A 20839-nucleotide genomic window follows, 5' to 3' on the forward strand; every position below is an offset into this window, starting at 1 on the left:
GAGCGAAAGACTATATGCAGAACAACCATAGCGGTACCGACGTTGCCGGTCCGGAAATTTTTGCCTGCTCCGGCGGTCATGGCGTGCATCCGACACGCTGGCGCCTCGGTTTTGCGATGTTAGCGTCTTTGACGCGCCGGTTTGCGCTGCCGCCGGCGGAAAAGTTCGGCCTCGAGAACGCCCGCAAGGCGTTCGCCAAAGCATCCAGAATTTCTTGCACCGTGACAACGCTCGCAGCGGACAACCTGTTCACGCTCGAAACCGACGAGCATGTCATCGTCGACAGCATGACCCCTTCGCCGATTGAGGGCGCAAGCCACTCGATCGTTTCGCCCGCGAACGGGATGAACCATTGAATTCGCTCGGCGATCAAATCGCCGCTTGCTACGCGGCAAAGCGCGCCTTCGACGGGCCGTGACCGTCACTTTGCGGATACCGTTCAAAAATTGACGTGAGAATTCGTTTGCATTCATGCCCCATGTTGCCGGGCACGCGGGCGTCGTCGCGGGGCGTTTGTCAGCGTGCGGGGTACAAACTTTCGGAGCGAACGATTTCGGGGACGGGCACGGCTCTGGCCTTTGCAAACGTTAACGGCGACTTCCGGACGCTATTCCTGGAACAAGGAATAGCCTATCCATTGTAGGCGCGCCTTTCTATATTGAACTTCACGGGGCTAGCCATGGGTCCGGTCCAAGCCGCAAGAAGTGGCGTAACTAAATATGCGGTTTTCGACGGCCGAGCTAGCCCTTGACTTCGGTGACGCTTAACCTAGGATAAATGGCAGGCGTTCCGGCTGTGAAGTATTTGCCTGTCAGTGAAGGCAGAAGAACATAAAAAATTCCCTGTCGCTGCGCCTTGTCCGCAAGGGTTTGCAATGAACCTTGAACTGCAAGTTGGCGAAATCACTTGTGAGGACCTTTCTCTAGTCACGGTCGTGCCATCGTAATGACACAATGTTGCGCATCACACGCATAGCGACAGGTACTGAAATCAGTCGGCGACGACGCCTTCCCCGCGTGGTTTGTGCCGCATTCATTTTTAAGTTACTTTATAAATAAAAGATTATTAGAGATGCTAACTAACATTTTTAATTTACCGTTACGGGTCTCTTTTTGACCGAGGGCGTCCAGGAGCGCCCGGCATTGGCTTGCGCTGACCAGTAACAACGCGCATGCACTTCCGTTGTTAGCCTGCTCAGTTACCTTTGTTTTGGGGTGAGTGCGCTTTTGGCATTTAACCCGTGGGTTCGTTTCGCGCGGTACACAAATTTGGGCATCGGAAATGGTACGGCAAAGGTTGAAAAAGGATATGACAGATCGTTTTGGCTTTTAAGCACGCCGGCGGGCTCTGTGTCATCGGGGCTCGATGTTCGGGGCTGGGCTGTCCCGTGTGCGCTTTTTGATCCTCGGCGAGTGCCCATTGATCGACACACAGGAGATACAAAATGGTCGAAGAACAGGTTCTCACCCCCGGCGGTTACAGGCCGAAGTCTCAGGTCCATTTAATTGAGGCGGGGAATTCGCTGAAGATGCAGGCTGGTCGTGCACAGAAAATCCATCCGTCGGGTGACATGTTGGCAGATTTCGGTGCGATCGCACCGCGTGCCGGGGGCCGTCCCCTGATGCCCGAAAACGTCTTCGTCCCTGAGGGGATAACACCATCGCTCGGCAGCGGGTGGATTAGCTACGCATACTGGAGCAACAACTCGGGACAGCCAATCTCGTCTTTCCGGACCACGTGGGTCGTTCCACCTGAACCGGCGACACAATCCGGGCAGACCATTTTTTTGTTTAACGGCATTCAGAATGCCACGATGATCTACCAGCCAGTACTTCAATGGGGGCCATCTGCGGCAGGTGGTGGCAACTACTGGTCAGTTGCGAGTTGGTATGCGGACGGTCAGGGCGGACAGGCGTTCTATACGTCCCCTGTCCGTGTGAACTCTGGCCAGGTCCTGGACGGCATCATGACCTTGACTTCACAGTCGGCAAGCGGGTTCAGCTACAACTGCCAATTTCAAGGGGTCGCCAACACCGGTTTGCCCATCCAGAACGTCGAACAGTTGACGTGGTGCGCCCAGACACTCGAGGCCTACAGCGTTCAGCACTGTTCGGACTACCCGGACTGCCAGCTCACTTCCATGCGCAATATCGCCATAGCTTGTGGAGCTACGACGCCGGCAATTACGTGGACAGCCCAGAGCGCTGTGACGGACTGTGGCCAGCACTGCGTGGTTGTCAGCAACTCGGCAAGCGCCGGCGAAGTCGACATCTCCTATGAGAACTTCGCGGTTGCGCTGACCCGGGTCGCATCAGCCGCGTGCAACTCGGATAGCCGGCTTGAGGTGTTCGGGGTCGGCACCGACGATGCGGTCTGGCATAACTGGCAGACGGTTGCGCACGCAGGGCCGTGGTCCGGTTGGGCATCTCTGGGTGGAGTGGTCACGAGCGATCCATCCGTGTTCGTCAACTCTGATGGCCGGTTGGAGGTATTCGCCCGCGGCACTGATGACGCCCTCTGGCATACCTGGCAGACCGCACCGCATGCAGGTCCCTGGTCGGCCTGGGCCTCACTGGGCGGAGCCATCACCAGCGATCCAGTAGTGGTCGACAATTCTGACGGCCGGTTGGAGGTGTTCGCGCGTGGCACCGACAACGCCCTCTGGCATACCTGGCAGACCGCACCGCATGCAGGTCCCTGGTCGGCCTGGGCATCGCTGGGAGGTGTGATAACAAGCGATCCCGCTGTATACGTCAACTCTGACGGCAGGTTGGAGGCGTTCGCGCGCGGGACCGATAACGCGCTCTGGCACACCTGGCAGACTGTAGCGCATGAAGGTCCATGGTCCGCCTGGGCATCGCTGGGCGGAGCCATCACCAGCGATCCCGCAGTGGTCGACAACTCTGACGGCCGGTTGGAGGTGTTCGCGCGCGGTACGGATGACGCGCTGTGGCATATCTGGCAGACCGCGCCGCATGCAGGTCCCTGGTCGGCCTGGGCATCGCTGGGAGGTGTGATAACAAGCGATCCCGCTGTATACGTCAACTCTGATGGCCGGTTGGAGACGTTTGCGCGCGGGACCGATAACGCGCTCTGGCACACCTGGCAGACTGTAGCGCATGCGGGCCCCTGGTCGGGTTGGGCTTCGCTGGGGGGCGTGATTACCAGCGATCCAGTGGCGATCGACAACGCCGATGGCCGTCTGGAGCTATTTGCCCGAGGCACTGACAACGCGCTGTGGCATATCTGGCAGACAGTGCCGCATGCCGGTCCCTGGTCAGCGTGGGCTTCTCTTGGCGGAGTGCTGGTAGACGACCCAGCGGTGGGCTGACCCGCCGAACCAGCGGTTTGACGCGTTGTGGGCCCTGTTTTCTCCCGATTGCACTACGCGAGGGGGCAGGGTCGATTTATGATCATGTAGCGATCGCCGCGTCGTTATCAGGAGGAGATGCTTATATGCCCAAGGCAAAAGCGACGCGTCAGCGGGCCCACGAGAAGCGCAAACTGCCGCCGGAGGAACCGGGCAAGGTTCTCACTCCAGCCGGACCACTTCCCAAGGATCAGGTTCATCAGGTGGGACCGGACCAGATGGTCGTCCGGAATGAGGATGGTTCCTATAGCATCGTTCGTAAGCGGTAGTGGCGCTGCCACATTAGAAGTTGAACGACGAGTAGGGCGTGGTCGAAACAAATGACGTCGATAACCTGGACGGATAAGCCGCGCCACCCTCTCTAATCTGTGCTTTCGAGTCCAGCTAACTGCGCGCCAGTCCAACGAATTCCGTTTCCCGACAATACCGCGGTCGCTTGCGGTGCCGAGCGGCGGTCCGGAGCCGGGATAAAGTCACGCTCTGCCGGAAAGTAACGCAGTTCACACGTCGCCTCGAGAGAGGCAGTGAACGCTACGTCATCGATTTCAAACAATCGATGATTCACGAAGCCGGTATCTTCGCCGCGCGTACGAATTCGATGAAGCGTGTGGCCACTGCGTTATCACGGCTTGTCTGCCACGCCAGCCCGACTTGCCAACGCGCGGCTGCATCGCGCAAAGGAAGCACCCTGGCATCGCGCAAAAGATACTTTGCCCTGGACGGCAAGAATGCAGCGCCGACGCCCGCAGCGACAGCGGCAAGAACCGACTGGATATCATCGGTCTGCTGGATCACCCGCGGCACGAAACCGTGCTCACTGCACCAGCGATCGATCTGCGCTGCCAACCCCGGGCCACGGCTGCGCGCGAGCGCGATCAAGCCAAGTTCGTTGAGATCATTCAGGTCAGACGGAAGACGCTTCCATTTCGCGTGTTGAGGCACGGCTAGCGCTAATGTCTCAGTGAGCAACGGTACACACGATAACCCGCTATCGGCCGGCATGCGAAGGAAGCCGACGTCGAGCTTCCCTGCGAGAAGCCGGCGGGTTTGCTCGTCGGAAGAAAGATCATTGAGCGACACGCTGACGTTCGGGTTCAGTCTTCGAAATTGCGCAATCAGTTGCGGCGCCAGGGTCAAGGTCGTGAGCCCGAGCCCTACGCGCAAATATCCACGCTTTCCACTGCTCGCTTCGCGCGCCCGTGCGACGAGTTCGTCTGCATCGCGTACCAGCGTTTGCGCTCCGCCAAGGAACTCGGCGCCAAATGACGTCAGTTCGGCGCCGTGCCTGCCGCGTTCAAAAAGCCGCGCACCCAGGGTGTCTTCCAGGGCCGCTACCTGCTTGCTAAGTGCGGGTTGAGTGACATTGAGCGCTTCGGCGGCGCGGCCGAAATGGTGGAGTTCGGTCACGGTCAGGAAGGCGCGCAGTAGTTTGAGTTCCATTCCGTCAGGTAATTGAATGTGTCGAATGATTCATTTTACTTATTGAATGCGCGGCGGTCCAATGGACTCTTCATTGGACTATTTAGTCAGGCGGAAAACGATATGGCTTCTCCTTTTAAGGTTGCAACGGTCCCGCTCGTCTCCGTACGGGGGGATGCGTCGCAGAACGTCGCGAACGTATCTGCGCGACTCGCCGATGCCGCGCTTCAAGGAATCTCGCTGGTGGTTTTTCCCGAGGCCAACCTCGTCGGATACGGCGATACGCTGAACCTTCGTCGCCGCGAACTTGAAACGCTCGCCGAACCGCTCGATGGTCGTTCGATCGATGAAGTCGCCAAGGCAGTGGAACGCTCCGGCGTAGCGGCGGGCGTCGGATTTCTCGAGCGTGCTCCGAATGGGAGCTTGTTCAACAGCTATGTGATTTGCATGCCGGGAGGCGTGCGTTGTTGTCATCGAAAACTGCATATGGTCGAACATCCCGTTATCGAATGTGGCGAGCAGTACACCGTGCTGGATACGAAGTGGGGCGTTCGAATCGGTATTCTGATTGGCGCAGATAATTATCTCGTCGAAAACGTTCGCATGACGGCGCTGATGGGCGCGACATTGCTCGTCGCGCCGCATCGAACATATGGTTCAGACAGCAATGGAGAGGCTGCGTTGCAGCGGCTCTCCACGGAGCAACGAACTCGGTCGCACGCCACAGAGAGCGTGGGAGGTGCCGGCTGGCTGCGGCGCTCGTTGATCGCGCGAGCGTCCGACAACGGAATTTTCGTAGTCTTTAGCAATGGGTCGGACGTGGCCGCCCATCAAGACGGCATGATCATCGATCCCGGCGGACAAGTGCTGGCCGACCACGGCTCCTCATCTGGCACGATGCTTTGCGCAAGCGTGGATCTCGGCCTGATAGCGGGAAGCGTCGGCCAGCAATGTCTGGCGGCCCGTCGCTCTGACACCAACGCGCCGCGCGCCCGTTCGATGTTGCCAAGCGCAAACGGATATGCGGAGCGCAACGGAACCGCGCCGAGAGGCGCGATCGCATTGAGCTTTGCTCAGGTCAGCCGCATCCGTCAGACCTAGTGCGCCATCCCATCAATGTCCACCGCCGGCTTCACCGATCGCGTCCAGTTCAGCAAGCACCGCGTCCGATAAATTCAACTGCGCCGCCGCCAAGTTTTCCCGCAGATGCGTAAGCGTCGACGTGCCCGGAATCAGCAGAATATTGGGCGAGCGATGCAGCAACCAGGCGAGCGCGACTTGCATCGGTGTCGCGCCGATCGTTTGTGCGACCGTGGACAGCACGGACGATTGAATCGGCGTGAATCCGCCAAGCGGGAAGAACGGCACGTACGCAATGCCCTGGCTCGCCAGTTCCTCGATCAGCGTGTCGTCTTCACGATGAACGAGGTTGTAGTGGTTCTGGATACAGACAATCTCCGCGATGCCCTGTGCTTCGGTGATCTGGGCCGCGGTCACGTTGCTCAGTCCGATGTGTCGGACAAGCCCCTCGCGCTGGAGTTCGGCAAGCGCTGTAACCTGCTTTTCTATCAATCCTTCCGCCGGGGAATGAATGTTCCCCATGATGCGCACGTTGACCACGTCGAGCACGTCCAGACCGAGATTGCGCAGGTTGTCGTGGACGCCGCGCCGGAGGTCTTCCGGTTCCATCGCCGGTAGCCACGCACCGTCTTCGCCGCGGACCGCGCCAAGCTTCGTGACGATCACCAGATCATCCCGGTACGGATGAAGCGCTTCGCGAATGAGCTGGTTGGTGATGTGCGGCCCGTAGAAGTCGCTGGTATCGATGTGATCGACACCTGACGCCACCGCTTCGCGCAAAACCGCAATGGCAGTGCCACGATCCTTCGGCGGCCCGAAGACGCCGGGTCCGGCCAGCTGCATGGCGCCGTAACCCAGGCGATGCACCGGGCGGCCGGCGAATTCAAAGGTGTTAGCGGGTGTGAAATTCGGCATGAAGTGCTCCTTGGTGAATGTGAAGCCAGTATGGAGGCGATTGTGTTGTTAGATAATCCGGTCTAAATTGCACGGGTTGTTTAAAAAAGTGCACAGTGACCATGGAATTAAATGATCTTGCCGCGTTCGTTTCAGTCGCTCGCGCCGGCGGTTTTCGCGATGCAGCCCGGATCAGCGGTGTCTCCGCCTCGAGCCTGAGCATCGCCGTGCGTCGGCTCGAAGCGAAACTCGGCCTGCGTTTGCTCAACCGGACCACTCGCAGCGTGGCCCCGACCGAACCGGGGCTGCGGCTCATCGAAAAGCTGGCGCCGTTGTTCAGCGAGATGGAAGCGTCGCTGGATGTCCTGAACGGGTTCAGGGACAAGCCGAGCGGCACGCTGAAGCTCAACGTGCCGTCGAGCGCCGCGCGCATCGTGTTGCCATCTGTCATCGCGCCGTTCCTGAAGGCTTATCCCGACATCCGCGTGGAAGTGGTGGTCGAGGATGGTTTCGTCGATGTGCTGTCGATCGGCTGCGATGCGGGCATTCGTTATGACGAGCGGCTTGAGCAGGACATGATCGCCATTCCGATCGGGCCACGCGTGCAGCGCTTCGCGACCGCTGCGGCACCGGAATATCTCGATACGCACGGCAGGCCCGAGCACCCCCGTGAGCTGCTTTCGCATGCGTGTCTGCGTGGCCAGTTTGCCGGCGGCGCGAAGCCTACATGGGATTTCGAGCGGGACGGGGAAGTGGTGCGGCTGGATCCTGCGGGACCGCTCCTGGTCAGGCCCGGCGCGGCAATGGACCTCGCAATCAGCATGGCCGTGGAAGGCGTGGGCGTGATTCACCTGTTCGAGGGAATGCTGCGCCAGTATCTGGATAGCGGCGCGTTGGAGCCAATCCTGGAACCGTGGTGGCCGTCCTTTTCGGGGCCATTTCTTTACTATCCGGGGCGTCGGCACCTGCCCGCGCCGTTGCGCGCTTTTGTGGATTTCCTCAAGAGTGGTGGGGCATCGGACCGTTCAGGCCTTTGATTTACGCCTCTGTCAAAGTAGGAGGATGAAACCCAAGAAGTGCTGGAGCTTACGGGGTTTTTGTTTTTGTCGGTCCAGCATTCGGCTCATCGTCAGGCACGTGTTTGGGGCGATTCCCTCTGGCATTGATCGCAGGCTTAGATCCCAACTTACCTGCAAGGGTCGTATTTTTGTCGGCCACGGATATCCCAAAAACATGGGCATCGCGCAATCTGATAGGTTTACTTGGTCGCGATTGAATCAGCTTTGCTAAGTGTTGACGGTCCAAGCCAGGTCTGGAATTTCCTGTCAAAACGAAAATGACAACGACTCGAAAGGTTGAAGATTCCTCAAGAATTCGTTGAGAAGTACGAAATATGCTGGAAGATCATAAACGCAACCGGAGCCGGAATGGCTGATATTTTTCTCAAGATTGATGGAATCGCCGGCGAATCGCGGGACGCAGCACATACTGACGAGATCGACGTGATTGACTGGACGTGGAAGGTGACGCAGCAATCAAACATGATGTCCGGTTCAGGCGGCGGCGCGGCAAAGGCCACAGTATCGGACCTGGAGTTTACGCATCAAATTGACAAGGCGAGTCCTAACCTCGCTCAATACTGTTTCACCGGGAAACACCTTCCCCAAGCAAGGCTTGTCATGCGCAAGGCGGGCGGAATTCCGCACGAATTTTTGCGCATCACCCTGTCCGATGTCATCATTTCGCACGTTGAACCCTTCGTTGATGCAAATGGCGCTATTGAATGCGTTCGGCTGTCCTTTGCGAGAATGAAAAAAGAATACGTCCTTCAAAACGCGTTGGGTGGAAACGGCGGCACGGTGACGGCGTTGATTGATGTCAAACAGAACGTTACTCAATAAGGCATCTGCATGAGTAACAACACCTATTATTTTCAAAGTCACAACAACCTGTCGCCCGCCGAACTGTTTCTATGGATCGCACTCGATCAAACCAAAACACAGTTGGGCTTTGCCGATCTTGCCGCTGTTGCGACTTGGTTGCTTAGCGTCAACGACGTGCCGGTTTCGGGGAAAATGAAAACCGCAACGGAAGGAACGTCTGTTCTGTCTATGTTCTTTCGAAGCGTGATAAAGAAGCGAGCGCCAATGCGGCTCCCGACCTTGACATGGAAAAGCGTTACAGAATTCCGATTCATCTATACAAAAAGCCTTGGCGGATTCGTCGGTAGGGCGATTCCTGTCCTTGACGTCGTGTTCCTGGGGTACGACGCGACCGTTATCATGTATCGCACCGTCTCCCGTTACAACTCAACGGTAGACCCGGAGGACAGGCTTGGATGATCCGCTCTGGGAAGCACTGAAGGATTTCACCCGCGAAGAAGTCGGGCGTCCGCTGTTCGGCAAGGAACCGACGCTTACCCCGTCAACCCGCGTTAATTACGACCTTGGCATCGATGGCGATGATGCGACCGAATTCCTTGAAAAGCTGTTTGACACGTTCAACATCGCGAATGTGGAGGGCTTTCCCCTCAATCGCTACTTCAGCGGCGAAGGCGTTGACACCCCGGCATTGTTCGGCGCAATTCCCGCGTTGTTGCACCTGATGCGAACAGGCAAGCGCTTTGAAACAAAGCAATCTCTGACGCTTGGAATGTTGCTCGAAGCAACACGCGCCGGACGTTGGGACACTGAGGCGATTGAAGCGAGTCAACGACCGCAGACGTAGATTGTGCCGGAGTCGAAAGAAGGAGGACGGGTCCACCAGACCTTGCGGCGTATCAATTTCCGCCTTGACCCGGCGCGCAAGCGCAGTAAGCGTCATGTTGCTAAATACCCTCTCGCGCGGCGGGCGCTTACCTGTTACGGGACTTATGAAGCGGGTGAGTTTAAGGAGTCTCGCTTCAGAAAGTTACGGAATGAATTTAGGTGGCCTCCGCCTCGCGTTGCGCTTGCGGCACGATCGAACTCAACCAGTCCGAGAGCGCGACGAACGGTTCGTCGTGGGCGATTTCATCGGGGGCGACGAGGTAATAGCCGGACGTGCCGGACATCGGCTTGTTCAACGGCACGACCAGCCGGCCAGACGACAATTCATCCGCGAGCAAAATCTCCGGCAGCAGCGCGACCCCCAGGCCCGCCTGAGCCGCGCTGGTGAGCATCGTGAACAATTCATAGCGCGCGCCGCGTACCGCTCGCACATCGTGCTCAAGCCCGTTCAGGCGAAACCAGGTGCGCCAGGCGTCGGGCCGCGTCGATAAATGCAGCAGCGGCAAATCAGCAAGCTGCTCAAGCGAAATCGACGGGCCGGGCGCGCTTCCTGCAAGCAGGGAAGGGCTGCACACCGGCACGACTTTGCCCTCGCGGAACAGCAGCTTCCCTTGCGTGCCGGGCCATACCGAATCGCCGAAATACAGCGCGGCGTCGAAGGGCGAATCGCTGAAGAGGAACGGCTCGGTGCGTATCGACAGATTCACGGTGATGTCCGGCCGCAGCGCGCGAAATAGCGGCAGGCGCGGGATCAGCCACTGGCTAGCGAGCGTAGGAACGACCGCTATCTCCAGAATCCGCCCCACGCCGCGCTGCGCCATGAGTTCGAGCGTGTCGCGCTCAATCCGGTCGAGATTCTTGCGCACGAGCGCCGCGTAGTGACGGCCGTGCGTGGTCAGCACAATGCGCTTCTTGATGCGCAGGAACAAAGCGACGCCCAGCCGGCTTTCCAGTCCCGCCACCTGACGGCATACGGCGCTCTGCGTGAGCGAGAGTTCATTTGCCGCCCGGGTGAAGCTCTCGTGGCGCGCGGCGGCCTCGAAGATCTGCAAGGCGACCAGATTGGGAATACCTTTTCTCATGTTTTAACGGTACCGTTTGCGGTCCGCGCATCGAGGGGATTGGGCGACTTAGTGCTATTTTCGAATGAAGTGATGAGTTTATATCAATTGCGCGGCTTTTTGACGCCCTCCAGAATCAGCGTCCAATGAACCGACGAACCGGGCCCTAGGCTCGCACCACGCTAGATCAGCCGGAACTGGACAAATGAACTCGAATCTCGCCGCATTGCTCGCCGTTGCCCTTCCAGAATCCGATGTAACCGGGTTAGTGCGGTTGATGAACTTGCCATCCGCGCTTGCCAATACCACGCCGGGCACGGTCAACCGCGCCGAACTGGCGCAAGCGATGAACATGGTGCTGTTCGCCGGCCTGCTCGAACGTGTGCCAACGGGCCGCGCTTATACCGACGATCTCCGGCCCACCCAAACCCGCGTTCAGTTCGATCACGGCGCGTTGCGCACCGTGCGTTGGTCCGAATCCGGCGCGTTGCCGCCGGGCGAAGCCGCGTTCACGCGCATTCTCAAGCCGCTGGGTTTTGTGCTGAACGGCACGTACCCGCTCGATCGCATCAAGATGACGGGGCGCTCGTACATGCACGTCGATGCCCCCGATGAAATCGCGCAGTATTTCGTGAGCGAACTGCATCCGGAGCGTTTCAGCCCCGAATTCCAGCAAGCCGTCACGAACGTGATCGGCAAGAGCGTCGAGCCGCTGACGCCGCAAGCGGTCGCTTCGCTGGCCGAACTGGAGCGCGACCACTCGCTGCCGCTGGCAGCTGCCCTCGACCTGCTGCCCGTGCTCGTGCGCTGTTTCGAGCGCCAGCATCTGGCGCCGCGCCTGACCGACTATGAAACGCTGCGTGCGGAGTCCGCGGAAATGGCGTGGATTGCGACTGAAGGCAACGCGTTCAATCACGCGACCGACCGTGTGGACGATGTCTTCGCCGTCGCCGATGCCCAGCGCTTGCTCGGCCGTCCGATCAAGGACAGCGTTGAAATTTCGAAGTCGGGCCGGGTGCGCCAGACGGCGTTTCGCGCTGATCCTGTGCGCCGGGTTTTCATCGGCGCCGACGGTGCGAGGATCGAACGCGACGTACCAGGCTCCTTCTACGAATTCATCAGCCGCGACGCGGTCATGGACGAGACCACAGGCCGCAGCAAGCTCGATCTCGGTTTCGATGCCGGCAATGCCACAGGCATCTTCAAGATGACGGCGGCCGCATGAATTCCGCCGCCGATTCAGCCGATATGTACGACTTCACGGGTCCGTTCAAAGCGCCGCAAGGTTCGGCTATCCGCGAACTTTTCAAGTACCTCAGCCGGCCCGGGATGATTTCGTTTGCGGGCGGGTATCCGTCGAAGGATCTTTTCGACCGGGCGGGTATCGGCCAGGCAATGGAGGACGCGTACTCCTCCGATCCGATTGCGTGCCTGCAATACGGCGACACAGCCGGCTCGCCCGCTCTGCGCCGCGCGATCCTGCGGTTAATGAGTGATCGGGGCGTGACGCGCGATGTGGACGACGTGATCGTGACCACGGGCTCGCAGCAAGGTCTCGACCTGCTGATCAAGATCCTGGTCGCGCCGGGCGATGCTGTTCTGATCGAGGAGCCGGCTTATCCGGCTGCGATCCAGGCGTTGCGGCTCGCGGGAGCATGTCTGATCCCGGTGCGCACTGACGCGCAGGGTATTGACGTTGACGCGCTCACTGAGCAACTAGAAACACTCGATCCGGCTACGCGGCCAAAGCTGCTCTACACGGTGCCGACCTTCGCGAACCCGACCGGTGCGACCTTGCCGGCGGCGCGTCGTGAAGCGCTCGCGCGGCTTGCGATGCGGTTCCGTTTCGTATTGGTCGAAGACGACCCGTATGGCGAGCTGCGCTTCTCCGGTGAACCGATAAAGCCCATCACCACACTTGCTGATGCCATCCCCGGCGCGAGCGACTGGGTCGTCTATTTCGGCAGCCTCTCGAAGATCGTGGCGCCGGGCTTGCGCATCGGCTGGTCGATTGCGCCGCCTGCCATCACGCGCCGCATGCTCGTGGCGAAACAGACGAGCGATCTCTGCACCTCGCCGCTCGCGCAGGAAACGGCGCGCCATTATCTGGAGCGCGGACGTCTCGCTGACCATGTGCAGACGATCGCGCTGGCGTATCGCAAGCGTTGCGAGGCGTTGTGCAGCGCATTGCGCCAGTTCGTTCCCGATGAGATCGAGTACGTGATGCCCGAAGGCGGCATGTTCGTCTGGGCGCGATTGAAGGGCGGCCGTCACTCCGCCGACTTGCTCAAGCGCGCGATCGAACAGAACGTGATCTACGTTCCCGGCCCGGCGTTTTACGCGCGCGATCCGGACGAATCGAGCATGCGGCTTTCGTTCGCCGCTGCGCCGGGCGAGGCCGAGGTGTTCGAAGGCGTGCGCCGGCTCAAGCTCGCACTGGCAAGCCGATAGATACAGATATAGATCACGAGCCGCCGCCGTATGACTCGCCAGATCCGGTGAAACGGGTTCTAATCGCATAACCTGAACGCAGATGGACGCTCGGCTATGTGCAGTTGGTTCTCTCAACGCACCAAGTCGTGCCGATTAATCAATTGCAGCGGTTTTTTTAAGCCTTGAGACTCTGTTCCGGCGAACGCATGGTTTTACTTGCCGGAACAGGTTCCAGAGCGGTACTGACGGACCGTGGCCCCGGGCCGCGCCGCAGTGCCCGGCAGCCACCCGACATAGAGAGGAAGTGATGAAACTGAACGATATTCTTGGCGAACTTGGTGTAGACCTAGGTCAGTGGAAGGGCGATGCCCTCACGGCGCGTTCACCGCTCGACGGCGCGACACTGGCCGGACTGGCCGTGGATACCCCCGCCGATGCCGCCCGCAAGATCGACGCTGCTCACGCCGCTTTCCTCAAATGGCGTACCGTGCCGGCGCCGCAACGCGGCGAACTCGTGCGCGTTTTCGGAAATGTGCTGCGCGAACACAAAGCCGCGCTTGGCAGCCTGGTCACGCTGGAAGCCGGTAAGGTCACGTCCGAAGGCCTCGGCGAAGTGCAGGAAATGATCGACATCTGCGATTTCGCCGTCGGCCTGTCGCGCCAGCTCTACGGCCTGACGATCGCCTCCGAACGTCCGGGTCACCGCATGATGGAAACGTGGCATCCGCTGGGGGTGGTCGGCGTGATTTCTGCGTTCAACTTCCCGGTCGCGGTGTGGTCGTGGAACACGGCGCTGGCGCTGGTCTGCGGTGACTCGGTGGTCTGGAAGCCATCGGAAAAAACGCCGTTGACGGCTATCGCGTGTCACGCGTTGTTCGAAAAAGCTTTGCGTGAATTCGATAAAACCCATCCGGGCGTTGCGCCTGAAGGCCTGAGCCAGTTGCTGCTCGGCGCACGCGATGTCGGCCAGGTGCTGACCGAGTCGCCCAAGGTGCCGCTGGTCAGCGCGACCGGCAGCGTGCGCATGGGTATCGAAGTGGCGCAAGTGCTGTCAAAGCGCCTGGGGCGCAGCATCCTCGAACTGGGCGGCAACAATGCAATGATCGTGGCTCCCAGCGCCGACCTCGATCTGGTCGTGCGCGGCGTGACCTTTTCGGCCGTCGGCACGGCGGGTCAGCGTTGCACGACCCTGCGTCGCCTGATCGTGCATACCAGCGTGGTCGACCAGTTGCTGCCGCGTCTGGAAAAAGCGTTTGGATCGGTGAAAGTGGGCAGCCCGCTCGAGTCGGATACGCTGGTCGGTCCGCTGATCGACCGTGCTGCGTTCGACGGTATGCAGAAGGCATTAGGCGACGCCCGCGAACAAGGCGGCAATGTGAAGGGCGGCGAACGCGTGGATGTAGGCGGCCATGCAGATGCGTATTACGTGCGTCCGGCATTCGTGCGCATGCCTGCACAAACGGCGGTGGTTGAACGCGAGACCTTCGCGCCGATCCTCTACGTGATGACCTACAACGACTTCGCTGAAGCGTTGCAACTGCAAAACGGCGTGCCGCAAGGTTTGTCGTCGGCGATCTTCACGAACGACATCCGCGAAGCTGAGCAGTTCATGTCGGCGGCGGGCAGCGATTGCGGCATTGTGAACGTGAACATCGGCACGAGCGGCGCTGAGATTGGCGGCGCCTTCGGCGGTGAAAAAGAAACCGGCGGCGGCCGCGAATCGGGTTCCGATGCGTGGAAGGGTTACATGCGCCGCGCGACCAACACGATCAACTACAGCCGTGAATTGCCGCTGGCGCAAGGCGTGAAGTTCGACGTTTGATCTGCATTTGCTGCAGCTTTAAAAACAAGAATCACAACAAGACTTAACCCGGCGTCATACCCCGACGCCAACTTCTTTCATCTGCTTGGGCGCACGCGAACCGCGGCGCGCCTTGAGCGGACGTCAGGCCTCCGCGGTCATCCCCGGTTGTTGCACTTGAACCTGTCCCATGACGCGCTTCGCATAAGAAGCGCGTTCCGCCTGCCTACGTGTTGCGTTTGCGTTGCTTCTACGTGAATACCTCGCGTCCGTTCAACTGTTTTTCTGCCAGACCCTGGAGGCCACCGTGTCGTTTCTCGTGCTGGACAAACTGACCAAAGCCTACGGCGACCTGAACGCCGTGAGCGACGTGAGCCTCTCGGTTGAAAAAGGCGAATTCGTCTCCCTGCTGGGTCCTTCGGGCTGCGGCAAGACGACGACGCTGCAAATGATCGCTGGTTTTATCGATGTCACGCGCGGGCGGATTTCGCTCGACGGCAAGGACATCACGAACGTGCGGCCGAACAAGCGCGGCCTGGGCGTGGTGTTCCAAAGCTACGCGTTGTTTCCGCACATGACGGTCGCGCAGAACGTGGGCTTCGGGCTCGAAATGCGCGGTATCGGTAAAGCCGAATGCGCGGAGCGGATTCGCGAGACGTTGGCGCTCGTTCGGCTCGATGCGCTGGCGGCGCGTTATCCGCGCGAACTGTCTGGTGGCCAGCGGCAACGGGTCGCGATTGCGCGTGCGTTGGTGATCAAGCCGCCGGTACTGCTGCTCGACGAACCCATGTCCAATCTCGACGCCAAGCTGCGCGAAGAGATGCAGTTCGAGTTACGCGGGATTCAGCGCAAGGTCGGCACCACCACGGTGATGGTCACGCACGATCAGTCAGAGGCGTTGTCCATTAGCGACCGCGTAGTCGTGATGGAAGCGGGGCGCGTGACGCAGGTCGACTCGCCGTATCGCGCGTATGAGCGCCCGGAGAATCGCTTTGTCTCGCAGTTCATCGGCAAGGCGAACATGCTCGCGGGTAAGGTGACCGAGGCGCGGCATAACGAAGTGCATGTGGATCTCGGGCATGAACTGACCGGCATTGCGTGCATCGAAGCGGGCACGGTGTGGCGCGAAGGCGATACGGTGACGTTATGCATTCGTCCGGAAAAGCTGCACTTGTGCGAGGCGGGAACGGGGCGCTTGAGCGCGACCGTCACCAGCCGCTTTTTCCTCGGCAGCCAATGGCTTTATCGCCTGGATACCGCCGTTGGCGAAGTGCTGGTCTGCAGCCAGAACGAAGGCACGGAGCCGGTGGCCGAAGGCGCGACGGTCGGCATCGACTGGCATCGTGACGCCGTGCGCGTGCTTCAGGAAGTGAGCCATGGCTAGTGCGATCGATTCGACGAGTCCGAAAGACAACGGCGCGCTGAACCAAGGCCGCGCGCCGTGGCACGCATTCGTGCCGCCCTGGCTGATGAGCTTGCCTGCGTTTATCCTGTTCGCGGTCCTCGTGCTGACGCCGCTCGCGATGACGGTTGTGCTGACGTTTTATCGCTTCGATCCGGCCAGCGGTCCGATCGCGGCGTTCCAGTTCGGCAACTATGTTGAAGTGCTGACGGACGGCTACTACCAGACCATTTTTGCGCGCACCTTTGGCATTGCGATCCTGACGACCGTGCTGTGCGTTGCGATTGGTGCGCCCGAGGCTTACGTGTTGTACCGCATGCGTGATCCGTGGCGCTCGATGTTCCTGCTGGTGATCCTCGCGCCCTTGCTCGTGTCGGTCGTGGTGCGTGCTTTCGGCTGGAGCATGTTGCTGAACACGGGCGGTATCGTGAACCAGTTCTTCGGCCTCTTCGGCATGGGTCCATACAAGCTGGAGTACACCACCTTCGCGATCGTGATTGCACTCGTTCACGTGATGCTGCCGTTCATGGTGATTCCTGTCTGGACCTCGTTGCAGAAGCTCGATCCGCAAGTGGAAAACGCGGCGCTCTCGTTGATGGCGTCGCCGGCGACCACGTTGCGACGCATCGTGTTGCCGCAGATCGCACCGGGCATTTTGTCGGGCAGCTTGATGGTGTTCGGCTTGTCGGCGAGCGCGTTTGCGATTCCCGGCCTGCTCGGTGGCCGTCGCCTGAAAGTAGCGGCCACCGCTGTCTACGATGAATTCCTCGGCTCGCTCAACTGGCCGCTGGGCGCGACCATCGCGATCCTGTTGCTGATCGCGAACCTCGTGATCATGATCACGTATTACCGGGTTCTGGAGCGTCGTTACTCCAGAAGCCTGGGTTAAGGAAGGAGACCGCTCCCATGCGAAAGAACGGCCTCATTGCCCTGAGTTTCCACACGCTCGTGATCCTGTTCGTGCTGGCGCCGCTCGTGATCATCGTGCTCGTTGCGTTCACGCCGGACCAGACCCTGACGCTACCCACGCACGGGTTTTCGTTGCGCTGGTTCCGCGCGATTCTCGACTACCCGGATTTCATCTCGGCGTTTTTCAACAGCATCAGGCTGGCGTTTGCTTCGGCTACGCTGTCGCTCGCGCTGGCTTTGCCGGCGGCGCTTGCTATCGGCCGTGAACGATTTCCGGGGCGCGAATTCCTCAATGGTTTGTTCCTCTCGCCGCTGGTGATTCCCAGCCTCGTGCTCGGCATTGCGTTCCTGCGTTTCTTCGCGATGATCGGTGCAACCGGCACGTTCACGTGGCTCGTCGCGGCGCACATGATCATCATCACGCCGTTCGTCATGCGGCTGGTGCTGGCCTCGGTGAGTGGCATGGACCGCAGCATCGAGCATGCAGCGCAGTCGCTGGGAGCGGACCGATGGACAGCGTTTCGCCGCATCACGCTGCCGATGATCCTGCCCGGCATTACGGGCGGCTGGCTGCTTGCGTTCATCAATAGCTTCGATGAACTGACCATGTCGATCTTCGTGACTTCGCCGCGGACCATCACGTTGCCGGTGCGCATGTACATGTACGCAACGGAATCGATTGACCCGATGATGGCTTCGGTATCAGCGCTCGTGATCTTCATCACGGCCGGGGCGATGATCGTGCTCGACCGCGTGTATGGACTGAACCGGATCCTGATTGGGTCACATTGATCGACATGCATTGATCGGCCCGGCGCCTACGACTTCTATTGACGCGATGACAAATCTCCCCCGCACAACATCCACCGGCCAACCGCACACTGCGGCCGATGCCGCGCCGCAATTCGTGCGTCTTGCGGAAGCGCATCGCAAGGAGGTGACGCTGATGCTGGACGGCGTAGCGATTGCGGCCATGACGGGTGATACGGTATTGAGCGCCATCCTGCTGCACACACGGCGGGTGCGCGACACTGAGTTCAGCGGTGAACCGCGTGGAGGATTTTGTCTGATGGGCGCGTGTCAGGACTGCTGGGTACAACTGGAAGAGGGCACAAGGATCAGGGCATGCTCGACCTTCGTCAAGGAAGGCATGCGTGTGCTGACCAGGCCCGTAGGAGTGGTCGGAGCGTGAGCACGACCACCGATAAAAACAGCATGCATCGGGTTGTTATCGTCGGCGCGGGACCGGCCGGTGTGAGGGCGGCTGAGTCGCTGGTGGCGGCGGGTATTGTGCCGGTCGTTATCGATGAAGCGCCGCGTGCCGGTGGTCAGATCTATCGCCAGCCTCCGGCGGATGCGGGTTTCGCCCGCAGCAAACGCACGCTGTATGGCATGGAAGCAGGCAAGGCGGACGCGGTGCATTCGACCATGACCGGGTTGCTCTCGAAGCTCGACTATCGGCCTGACACGCTGGTGTGGGGATGCGGCGCCGCGCAGCTCGATACGCTGCGCGCTGGACGCCAGCGCACGGTGCCTTATTCGCACTTGCTGATCGCGACCGGCGCCACAGACCGCGTGCTGCCGTTTCCCGGCTGGACGCTGCCGGGCGTTTATACCCTTGGCGCGGCGCAGATTGCGCTGAAATCGCAGGGTTGCGCGATTGGACGCCGCGTGGTGTTCGCGGGAACGGGGCCATTGCTTTACCTCGTGGCGTATCAATACGCGAAGGCGGGCGCGCAGGTGGAAGCGGTGCTCGATACCAATCCGTTCTCTCGCCAGTTCGCCGCAACGCCGCGTTTGCTGCGACAGCCGTCCACCTTTGCGAAGGGGATGTATTACGTCGGCTGGCTGGCGGCGCATGGGGTTCGTATCGAACGTGGCGTTACGCTCGTGCGCGCGACGGGCGATAAAGCCGTGCAAGCGATGACCTATCGCGATGGCGATCAAGAGCGCACCATTCCCTGCGATGCAGTTGGATTTGGTTATGGCCTGCGTTCGGAAACGCAGCTTGCGGACCTCGCAGGTTGCCGTTTTCGCTTCGATACGCTCAATCGCGCGTGGTTGCCGGAGCGCGATCCAGCCGGCCGCAGTTCGGTGCCGGGCGTGTATCTCGCGGGCGATGGCGCGGGTATCGCCGGTGCGGATGCTGCGGAACTTGCCGGCCGCAGAGTGGCGCTTGCGATGCTTGAGGACCTTGGGCATCGTGCCGGGAATGCTGATGTTCAGGCTCAGGCTGCGAAGCTCGACCGGCAACTGGCGAACATCGCCGAGTTTCGTATTGGGTTGGAACAGGCTTTTGCACTTCCCTCCGATTGCACGTCGCAGTGGCCGGACGACATGACCGTGTGCCGTTGCGAGGAAATCGATGCCGGCACGCTGCGCCGCTGTATTCGCGCTGGCCAGGCGAGCGAGATCAATCGGCTGAAGGCGCTTACGCGGGTGGGCATGGGCCGTTGCCAGGGGCGCATGTGTGGCGCGGCAGCGGCGGAGTTGCTAAGCGCCGAGACGGGCAAACCGATCGCCGACGTCGGACGGTTGCGCGGACAGGCGCCGATCAAACCCGTGCCCTTATCGATATCGATGGACGGAGCCGAAGCAGCGGATCATCTCGCCGCCATCCCGGAGCACGCACGCGATGACTGAGACTTTGCGATTTGACGTGCTGGTGGTAGGCGGTGGTTTGGTGGGGTCATCGACGGCCTTGATGCTTGCAAAGCGCGGGCTTAAGGTTGGGCTTTTCGAACGCCGATATTGCGGCGCGCAGGCGAGTGGTGTGAATTACGGCGGAGTGCGCCGCCAAGGCCGGCCGGCCGAACAATTACCGTTGGCGGTGCGTGCGAGATCGATCTGGGACCGGTTGCCGGAACTCGTCGGCACGGATGGAGAGTTTGTTGTTTCCGGGCATTTGCGGCTGGCTCGCAGTGAAGCGGATCTGGCGGGGCTCGAAGCGTACGCGCAGCTTGCCAACCCGTTCGGGCTCGACTTGCAATTGATGAGCGGTCCTACGTTCAGGCGTCGTTACCCGTGGCTTGGGGCGGCTGCGGTGGGTGGCTCGCTATGTCCCGGTGACGGTCATGCAAATCCGCGCGTGGTGTCGCCCGCGTTTGCCCGTGCGGCGCGTGCAGCCGGTGCCGATGTCCGCGAGCAGACCATGGTCACGAACATCGCGCATGCGGGGGATGGGTTTGTTATCGAGGCACGGCACGACTCGGGCGCGACAATCGAGGTTCAAAGCGACTGGCTGGTCAATGCTGCAGGCGCGTGGGGCAATACGGTGGCCGGGTACTTTGGCGAGACCATTCCGATGGAGCCGATCTATCCGAATATGTGGGTGACCGAGCCGTTGCCGTATTTCATCGATCACAATCTTGGGGTCTATGGCGGCGGCATTTATGCCCGGCAGGTGGCGCGTGGCAATGTGGTGATTGGCGGCGGGCGTGGGTTGGGGGATGGTGAGTATGCGCAGCCGCTCACAGAGACTACGCGGACGGTGATGAGGGCGGCGTGTGCGCTTCTGCCGGCTTTGAAGGATGCATTGCTGTTGCGGAGCTGGACGGGTGTAGAGGGTAGTACGCCCGATGACAATCCGGTAATTGGCTTTAGCCGGACTACGCCGCGACTACTGCATGCGTTTGGATTTTCGGGCGGCGGATTCCTGCTTGCCCCGGGGGTTGGGGAGGTGCTTTCCGACCTCGTTGTGGA

20 protein-coding genes are annotated in these 20839 nt (G+C 60.3%); 17 read left to right on the forward strand and 3 right to left on the reverse strand.

Going from position 1 to position 20839, the window contains the following annotated elements:
• Positions 1-14 precede the first annotated feature (14 nt).
• The 3 genes from FH08_RS53225 (at position 15) to FH08_RS0105695 (ending at position 3639) form a co-directional block, all read left to right on the forward strand.
• Complete coding sequence (locus tag FH08_RS53225; protein ID WP_031357398.1) at positions 15-356, forward strand: hypothetical protein; 342 nt, start codon at positions 15-17, stop codon at positions 354-356.
• A 1088-nt stretch (positions 357-1444) separates the two neighbouring features.
• The gene (locus FH08_RS52925; RefSeq protein ID WP_200878709.1) at positions 1445-3331 is read left to right on the forward strand and encodes a hypothetical protein; all 1887 of its coding nucleotides are present in this window, start codon (positions 1445-1447) and stop codon (positions 3329-3331) included.
• Between the two features lie 125 nt (positions 3332-3456).
• Positions 3457-3639: a hypothetical protein gene (locus FH08_RS0105695; RefSeq protein ID WP_031357400.1), complete on the forward strand. Its 183-nt coding sequence runs from the start codon at positions 3457-3459 to the stop codon at positions 3637-3639.
• 292 nt (positions 3640-3931) lie between these two features.
• Here the strand turns inward: FH08_RS0105695 and FH08_RS0105700 are convergent, their stop codons facing one another.
• A complete protein-coding gene (locus FH08_RS0105700; protein ID WP_031357401.1) occupies positions 3932-4810 on the reverse strand; it encodes a LysR family transcriptional regulator in 879 nt (292 codons plus the stop codon).
• A gap of 102 nt (positions 4811-4912) precedes the next feature.
• On the opposite strand from FH08_RS0105700, the gene FH08_RS0105705 reads away from it, so the two are divergent.
• Positions 4913-5890, forward strand: coding sequence for a nitrilase-related carbon-nitrogen hydrolase (locus FH08_RS0105705; RefSeq protein ID WP_031357402.1), 978 nt, complete (start codon positions 4913-4915; stop codon positions 5888-5890).
• A 12-nt stretch (positions 5891-5902) separates the two neighbouring features.
• Here the strand turns inward: FH08_RS0105705 and FH08_RS0105710 are convergent, their stop codons facing one another.
• Positions 5903-6784: an aldo/keto reductase family oxidoreductase gene (locus FH08_RS0105710; RefSeq protein WP_031357403.1), complete on the reverse strand. Its 882-nt coding sequence runs from the start codon at positions 6782-6784 to the stop codon at positions 5903-5905.
• 101 nt (positions 6785-6885) lie between these two features.
• Between FH08_RS0105710 and FH08_RS0105715 the strand changes: the two genes are divergently transcribed.
• From FH08_RS0105715 to FH08_RS0105730, 4 genes are all read left to right on the forward strand, one after another.
• Entirely contained in the window at positions 6886-7800 is a 915-nt protein-coding gene (locus FH08_RS0105715; RefSeq protein WP_031357404.1) for a LysR family transcriptional regulator, read from the forward strand.
• A 390-nt stretch (positions 7801-8190) separates the two neighbouring features.
• The gene (locus FH08_RS0105720) at positions 8191-8664 is read left to right on the forward strand and encodes an Hcp family type VI secretion system effector (RefSeq protein WP_031357405.1); all 474 of its coding nucleotides are present in this window, start codon (positions 8191-8193) and stop codon (positions 8662-8664) included.
• A 9-nt stretch (positions 8665-8673) separates the two neighbouring features.
• Positions 8674-9105, forward strand: a complete 432-nt coding sequence (locus FH08_RS0105725) for an STM2901 family protein (RefSeq protein ID WP_031357406.1) — start codon at positions 8674-8676, stop codon at positions 9103-9105.
• Complete coding sequence (locus FH08_RS0105730; protein ID WP_031357407.1) at positions 9098-9490, forward strand: DUF1493 family protein; 393 nt, start codon at positions 9098-9100, stop codon at positions 9488-9490. Before FH08_RS0105725 ends, FH08_RS0105730 begins: the two co-directional genes overlap by 8 nt.
• Before the next feature lie 196 nt (positions 9491-9686).
• Here the strand turns inward: FH08_RS0105730 and FH08_RS0105735 are convergent, their stop codons facing one another.
• Positions 9687-10613 (reverse strand): LysR substrate-binding domain-containing protein, encoded by a 927-nt coding sequence (locus FH08_RS0105735; protein WP_031357408.1) that lies wholly within the window; start codon positions 10611-10613, stop codon positions 9687-9689.
• A 256-nt stretch (positions 10614-10869) separates the two neighbouring features.
• Between FH08_RS0105735 and FH08_RS0105740 the strand changes: the two genes are divergently transcribed.
• The 9 genes from FH08_RS0105740 to FH08_RS0105780 all read left to right on the forward strand — a co-directional run.
• Positions 10870-11817, forward strand: a complete 948-nt coding sequence (locus FH08_RS0105740; RefSeq protein WP_152602741.1) for a DUF1338 domain-containing protein — start codon at positions 10870-10872, stop codon at positions 11815-11817.
• Positions 11814-13043, forward strand: a complete 1230-nt coding sequence (locus FH08_RS0105745; RefSeq protein WP_031357410.1) for a PLP-dependent aminotransferase family protein — start codon at positions 11814-11816, stop codon at positions 13041-13043. The genes FH08_RS0105740 and FH08_RS0105745 overlap by 4 nt, the downstream gene beginning before the upstream one ends.
• A 289-nt stretch (positions 13044-13332) precedes the next feature.
• Complete coding sequence (locus FH08_RS0105750; RefSeq protein ID WP_031357411.1) at positions 13333-14847, forward strand: aldehyde dehydrogenase family protein; 1515 nt, start codon at positions 13333-13335, stop codon at positions 14845-14847.
• Positions 14848-15133: 286 nt separating this feature from the next.
• On the forward strand, positions 15134-16210 hold the full coding sequence (locus FH08_RS0105755; protein WP_031357412.1) for an ABC transporter ATP-binding protein: 1077 nt from the start codon (positions 15134-15136) through the stop codon (positions 16208-16210).
• Positions 16203-17117 carry an ABC transporter permease gene (locus FH08_RS0105760; protein ID WP_031357413.1) on the forward strand — a complete coding sequence of 305 codons (915 nt, stop codon included), beginning with the start codon at positions 16203-16205 and terminating at the stop codon, positions 17115-17117. Before FH08_RS0105755 ends, FH08_RS0105760 begins: the two co-directional genes overlap by 8 nt.
• Before the next feature lie 17 nt (positions 17118-17134).
• Positions 17135-17929 (forward strand): ABC transporter permease, encoded by a 795-nt coding sequence (locus FH08_RS0105765; RefSeq protein WP_031357414.1) that lies wholly within the window; start codon positions 17135-17137, stop codon positions 17927-17929.
• A 46-nt stretch (positions 17930-17975) separates the two neighbouring features.
• Complete coding sequence (locus FH08_RS0105770; RefSeq protein WP_031357415.1) at positions 17976-18329, forward strand: (2Fe-2S)-binding protein; 354 nt, start codon at positions 17976-17978, stop codon at positions 18327-18329.
• Positions 18330-18352: 23 nt separating this feature from the next.
• Positions 18353-19780 carry an NAD(P)/FAD-dependent oxidoreductase gene (locus FH08_RS0105775; protein ID WP_031357416.1) on the forward strand — a complete coding sequence of 476 codons (1428 nt, stop codon included), beginning with the start codon at positions 18353-18355 and terminating at the stop codon, positions 19778-19780.
• A partial coding sequence (locus FH08_RS0105780; protein WP_031357417.1) for an NAD(P)/FAD-dependent oxidoreductase occupies positions 19773-20839 on the forward strand: 1067 nt, incomplete at its 3' end. The genes FH08_RS0105775 and FH08_RS0105780, both read left to right, overlap by 8 nt.

It is taken from the genome of Caballeronia sordidicola (assembly GCF_000729995.1).
In the GTDB taxonomy this organism is placed as follows: domain Bacteria; phylum Pseudomonadota; class Gammaproteobacteria; order Burkholderiales; family Burkholderiaceae; genus Caballeronia; species Caballeronia sordidicola_A.

What these genes read in the sequence shown, in the direction of transcription:
- FH08_RS0105735 (WP_031357408.1), bottom strand. Translation starts at nt 10,613, where the DNA reads ATGAGAAAAGGTATTCCCAATCTGGTCGCCTTGCAGATCTTCGAGGCC.
- FH08_RS0105710 (WP_031357403.1), bottom strand. Translation starts at nt 6,784, where the DNA reads ATGCCGAATTTCACACCCGCTAACACCTTTGAATTCGCCGGCCGCCCG.
- FH08_RS0105720 (WP_031357405.1), top strand. Translation starts at nt 8,191, where the DNA reads ATGGCTGATATTTTTCTCAAGATTGATGGAATCGCCGGCGAATCGCGG.
- FH08_RS0105760 (WP_031357413.1), top strand. Translation starts at nt 16,203, where the DNA reads ATGGCTAGTGCGATCGATTCGACGAGTCCGAAAGACAACGGCGCGCTG.
- FH08_RS0105705 (WP_031357402.1), top strand. Translation starts at nt 4,913, where the DNA reads ATGGCTTCTCCTTTTAAGGTTGCAACGGTCCCGCTCGTCTCCGTACGG.
- FH08_RS53225 (WP_031357398.1), top strand. Translation starts at nt 15, where the DNA reads ATGCAGAACAACCATAGCGGTACCGACGTTGCCGGTCCGGAAATTTTT.
- FH08_RS0105765 (WP_031357414.1), top strand. Translation starts at nt 17,135, where the DNA reads ATGCGAAAGAACGGCCTCATTGCCCTGAGTTTCCACACGCTCGTGATC.
- FH08_RS0105725 (WP_031357406.1), top strand. Translation starts at nt 8,674, where the DNA reads ATGAGTAACAACACCTATTATTTTCAAAGTCACAACAACCTGTCGCCC.
- FH08_RS0105770 (WP_031357415.1), top strand. Translation starts at nt 17,976, where the DNA reads ATGACAAATCTCCCCCGCACAACATCCACCGGCCAACCGCACACTGCG.
- FH08_RS0105750 (WP_031357411.1), top strand. Translation starts at nt 13,333, where the DNA reads ATGAAACTGAACGATATTCTTGGCGAACTTGGTGTAGACCTAGGTCAG.
- FH08_RS0105715 (WP_031357404.1), top strand. Translation starts at nt 6,886, where the DNA reads ATGGAATTAAATGATCTTGCCGCGTTCGTTTCAGTCGCTCGCGCCGGC.
- FH08_RS0105745 (WP_031357410.1), top strand. Translation starts at nt 11,814, where the DNA reads ATGAATTCCGCCGCCGATTCAGCCGATATGTACGACTTCACGGGTCCG.
- FH08_RS52925 (WP_200878709.1), top strand. Translation starts at nt 1,445, where the DNA reads ATGGTCGAAGAACAGGTTCTCACCCCCGGCGGTTACAGGCCGAAGTCT.
- FH08_RS0105740 (WP_152602741.1), top strand. Translation starts at nt 10,870, where the DNA reads ATGAACTTGCCATCCGCGCTTGCCAATACCACGCCGGGCACGGTCAAC.
- FH08_RS0105695 (WP_031357400.1), top strand. Translation starts at nt 3,457, where the DNA reads ATGCCCAAGGCAAAAGCGACGCGTCAGCGGGCCCACGAGAAGCGCAAA.
- FH08_RS0105775 (WP_031357416.1), top strand. Translation starts at nt 18,353, where the DNA reads ATGCATCGGGTTGTTATCGTCGGCGCGGGACCGGCCGGTGTGAGGGCG.
- FH08_RS0105700 (WP_031357401.1), bottom strand. Translation starts at nt 4,810, where the DNA reads ATGGAACTCAAACTACTGCGCGCCTTCCTGACCGTGACCGAACTCCAC.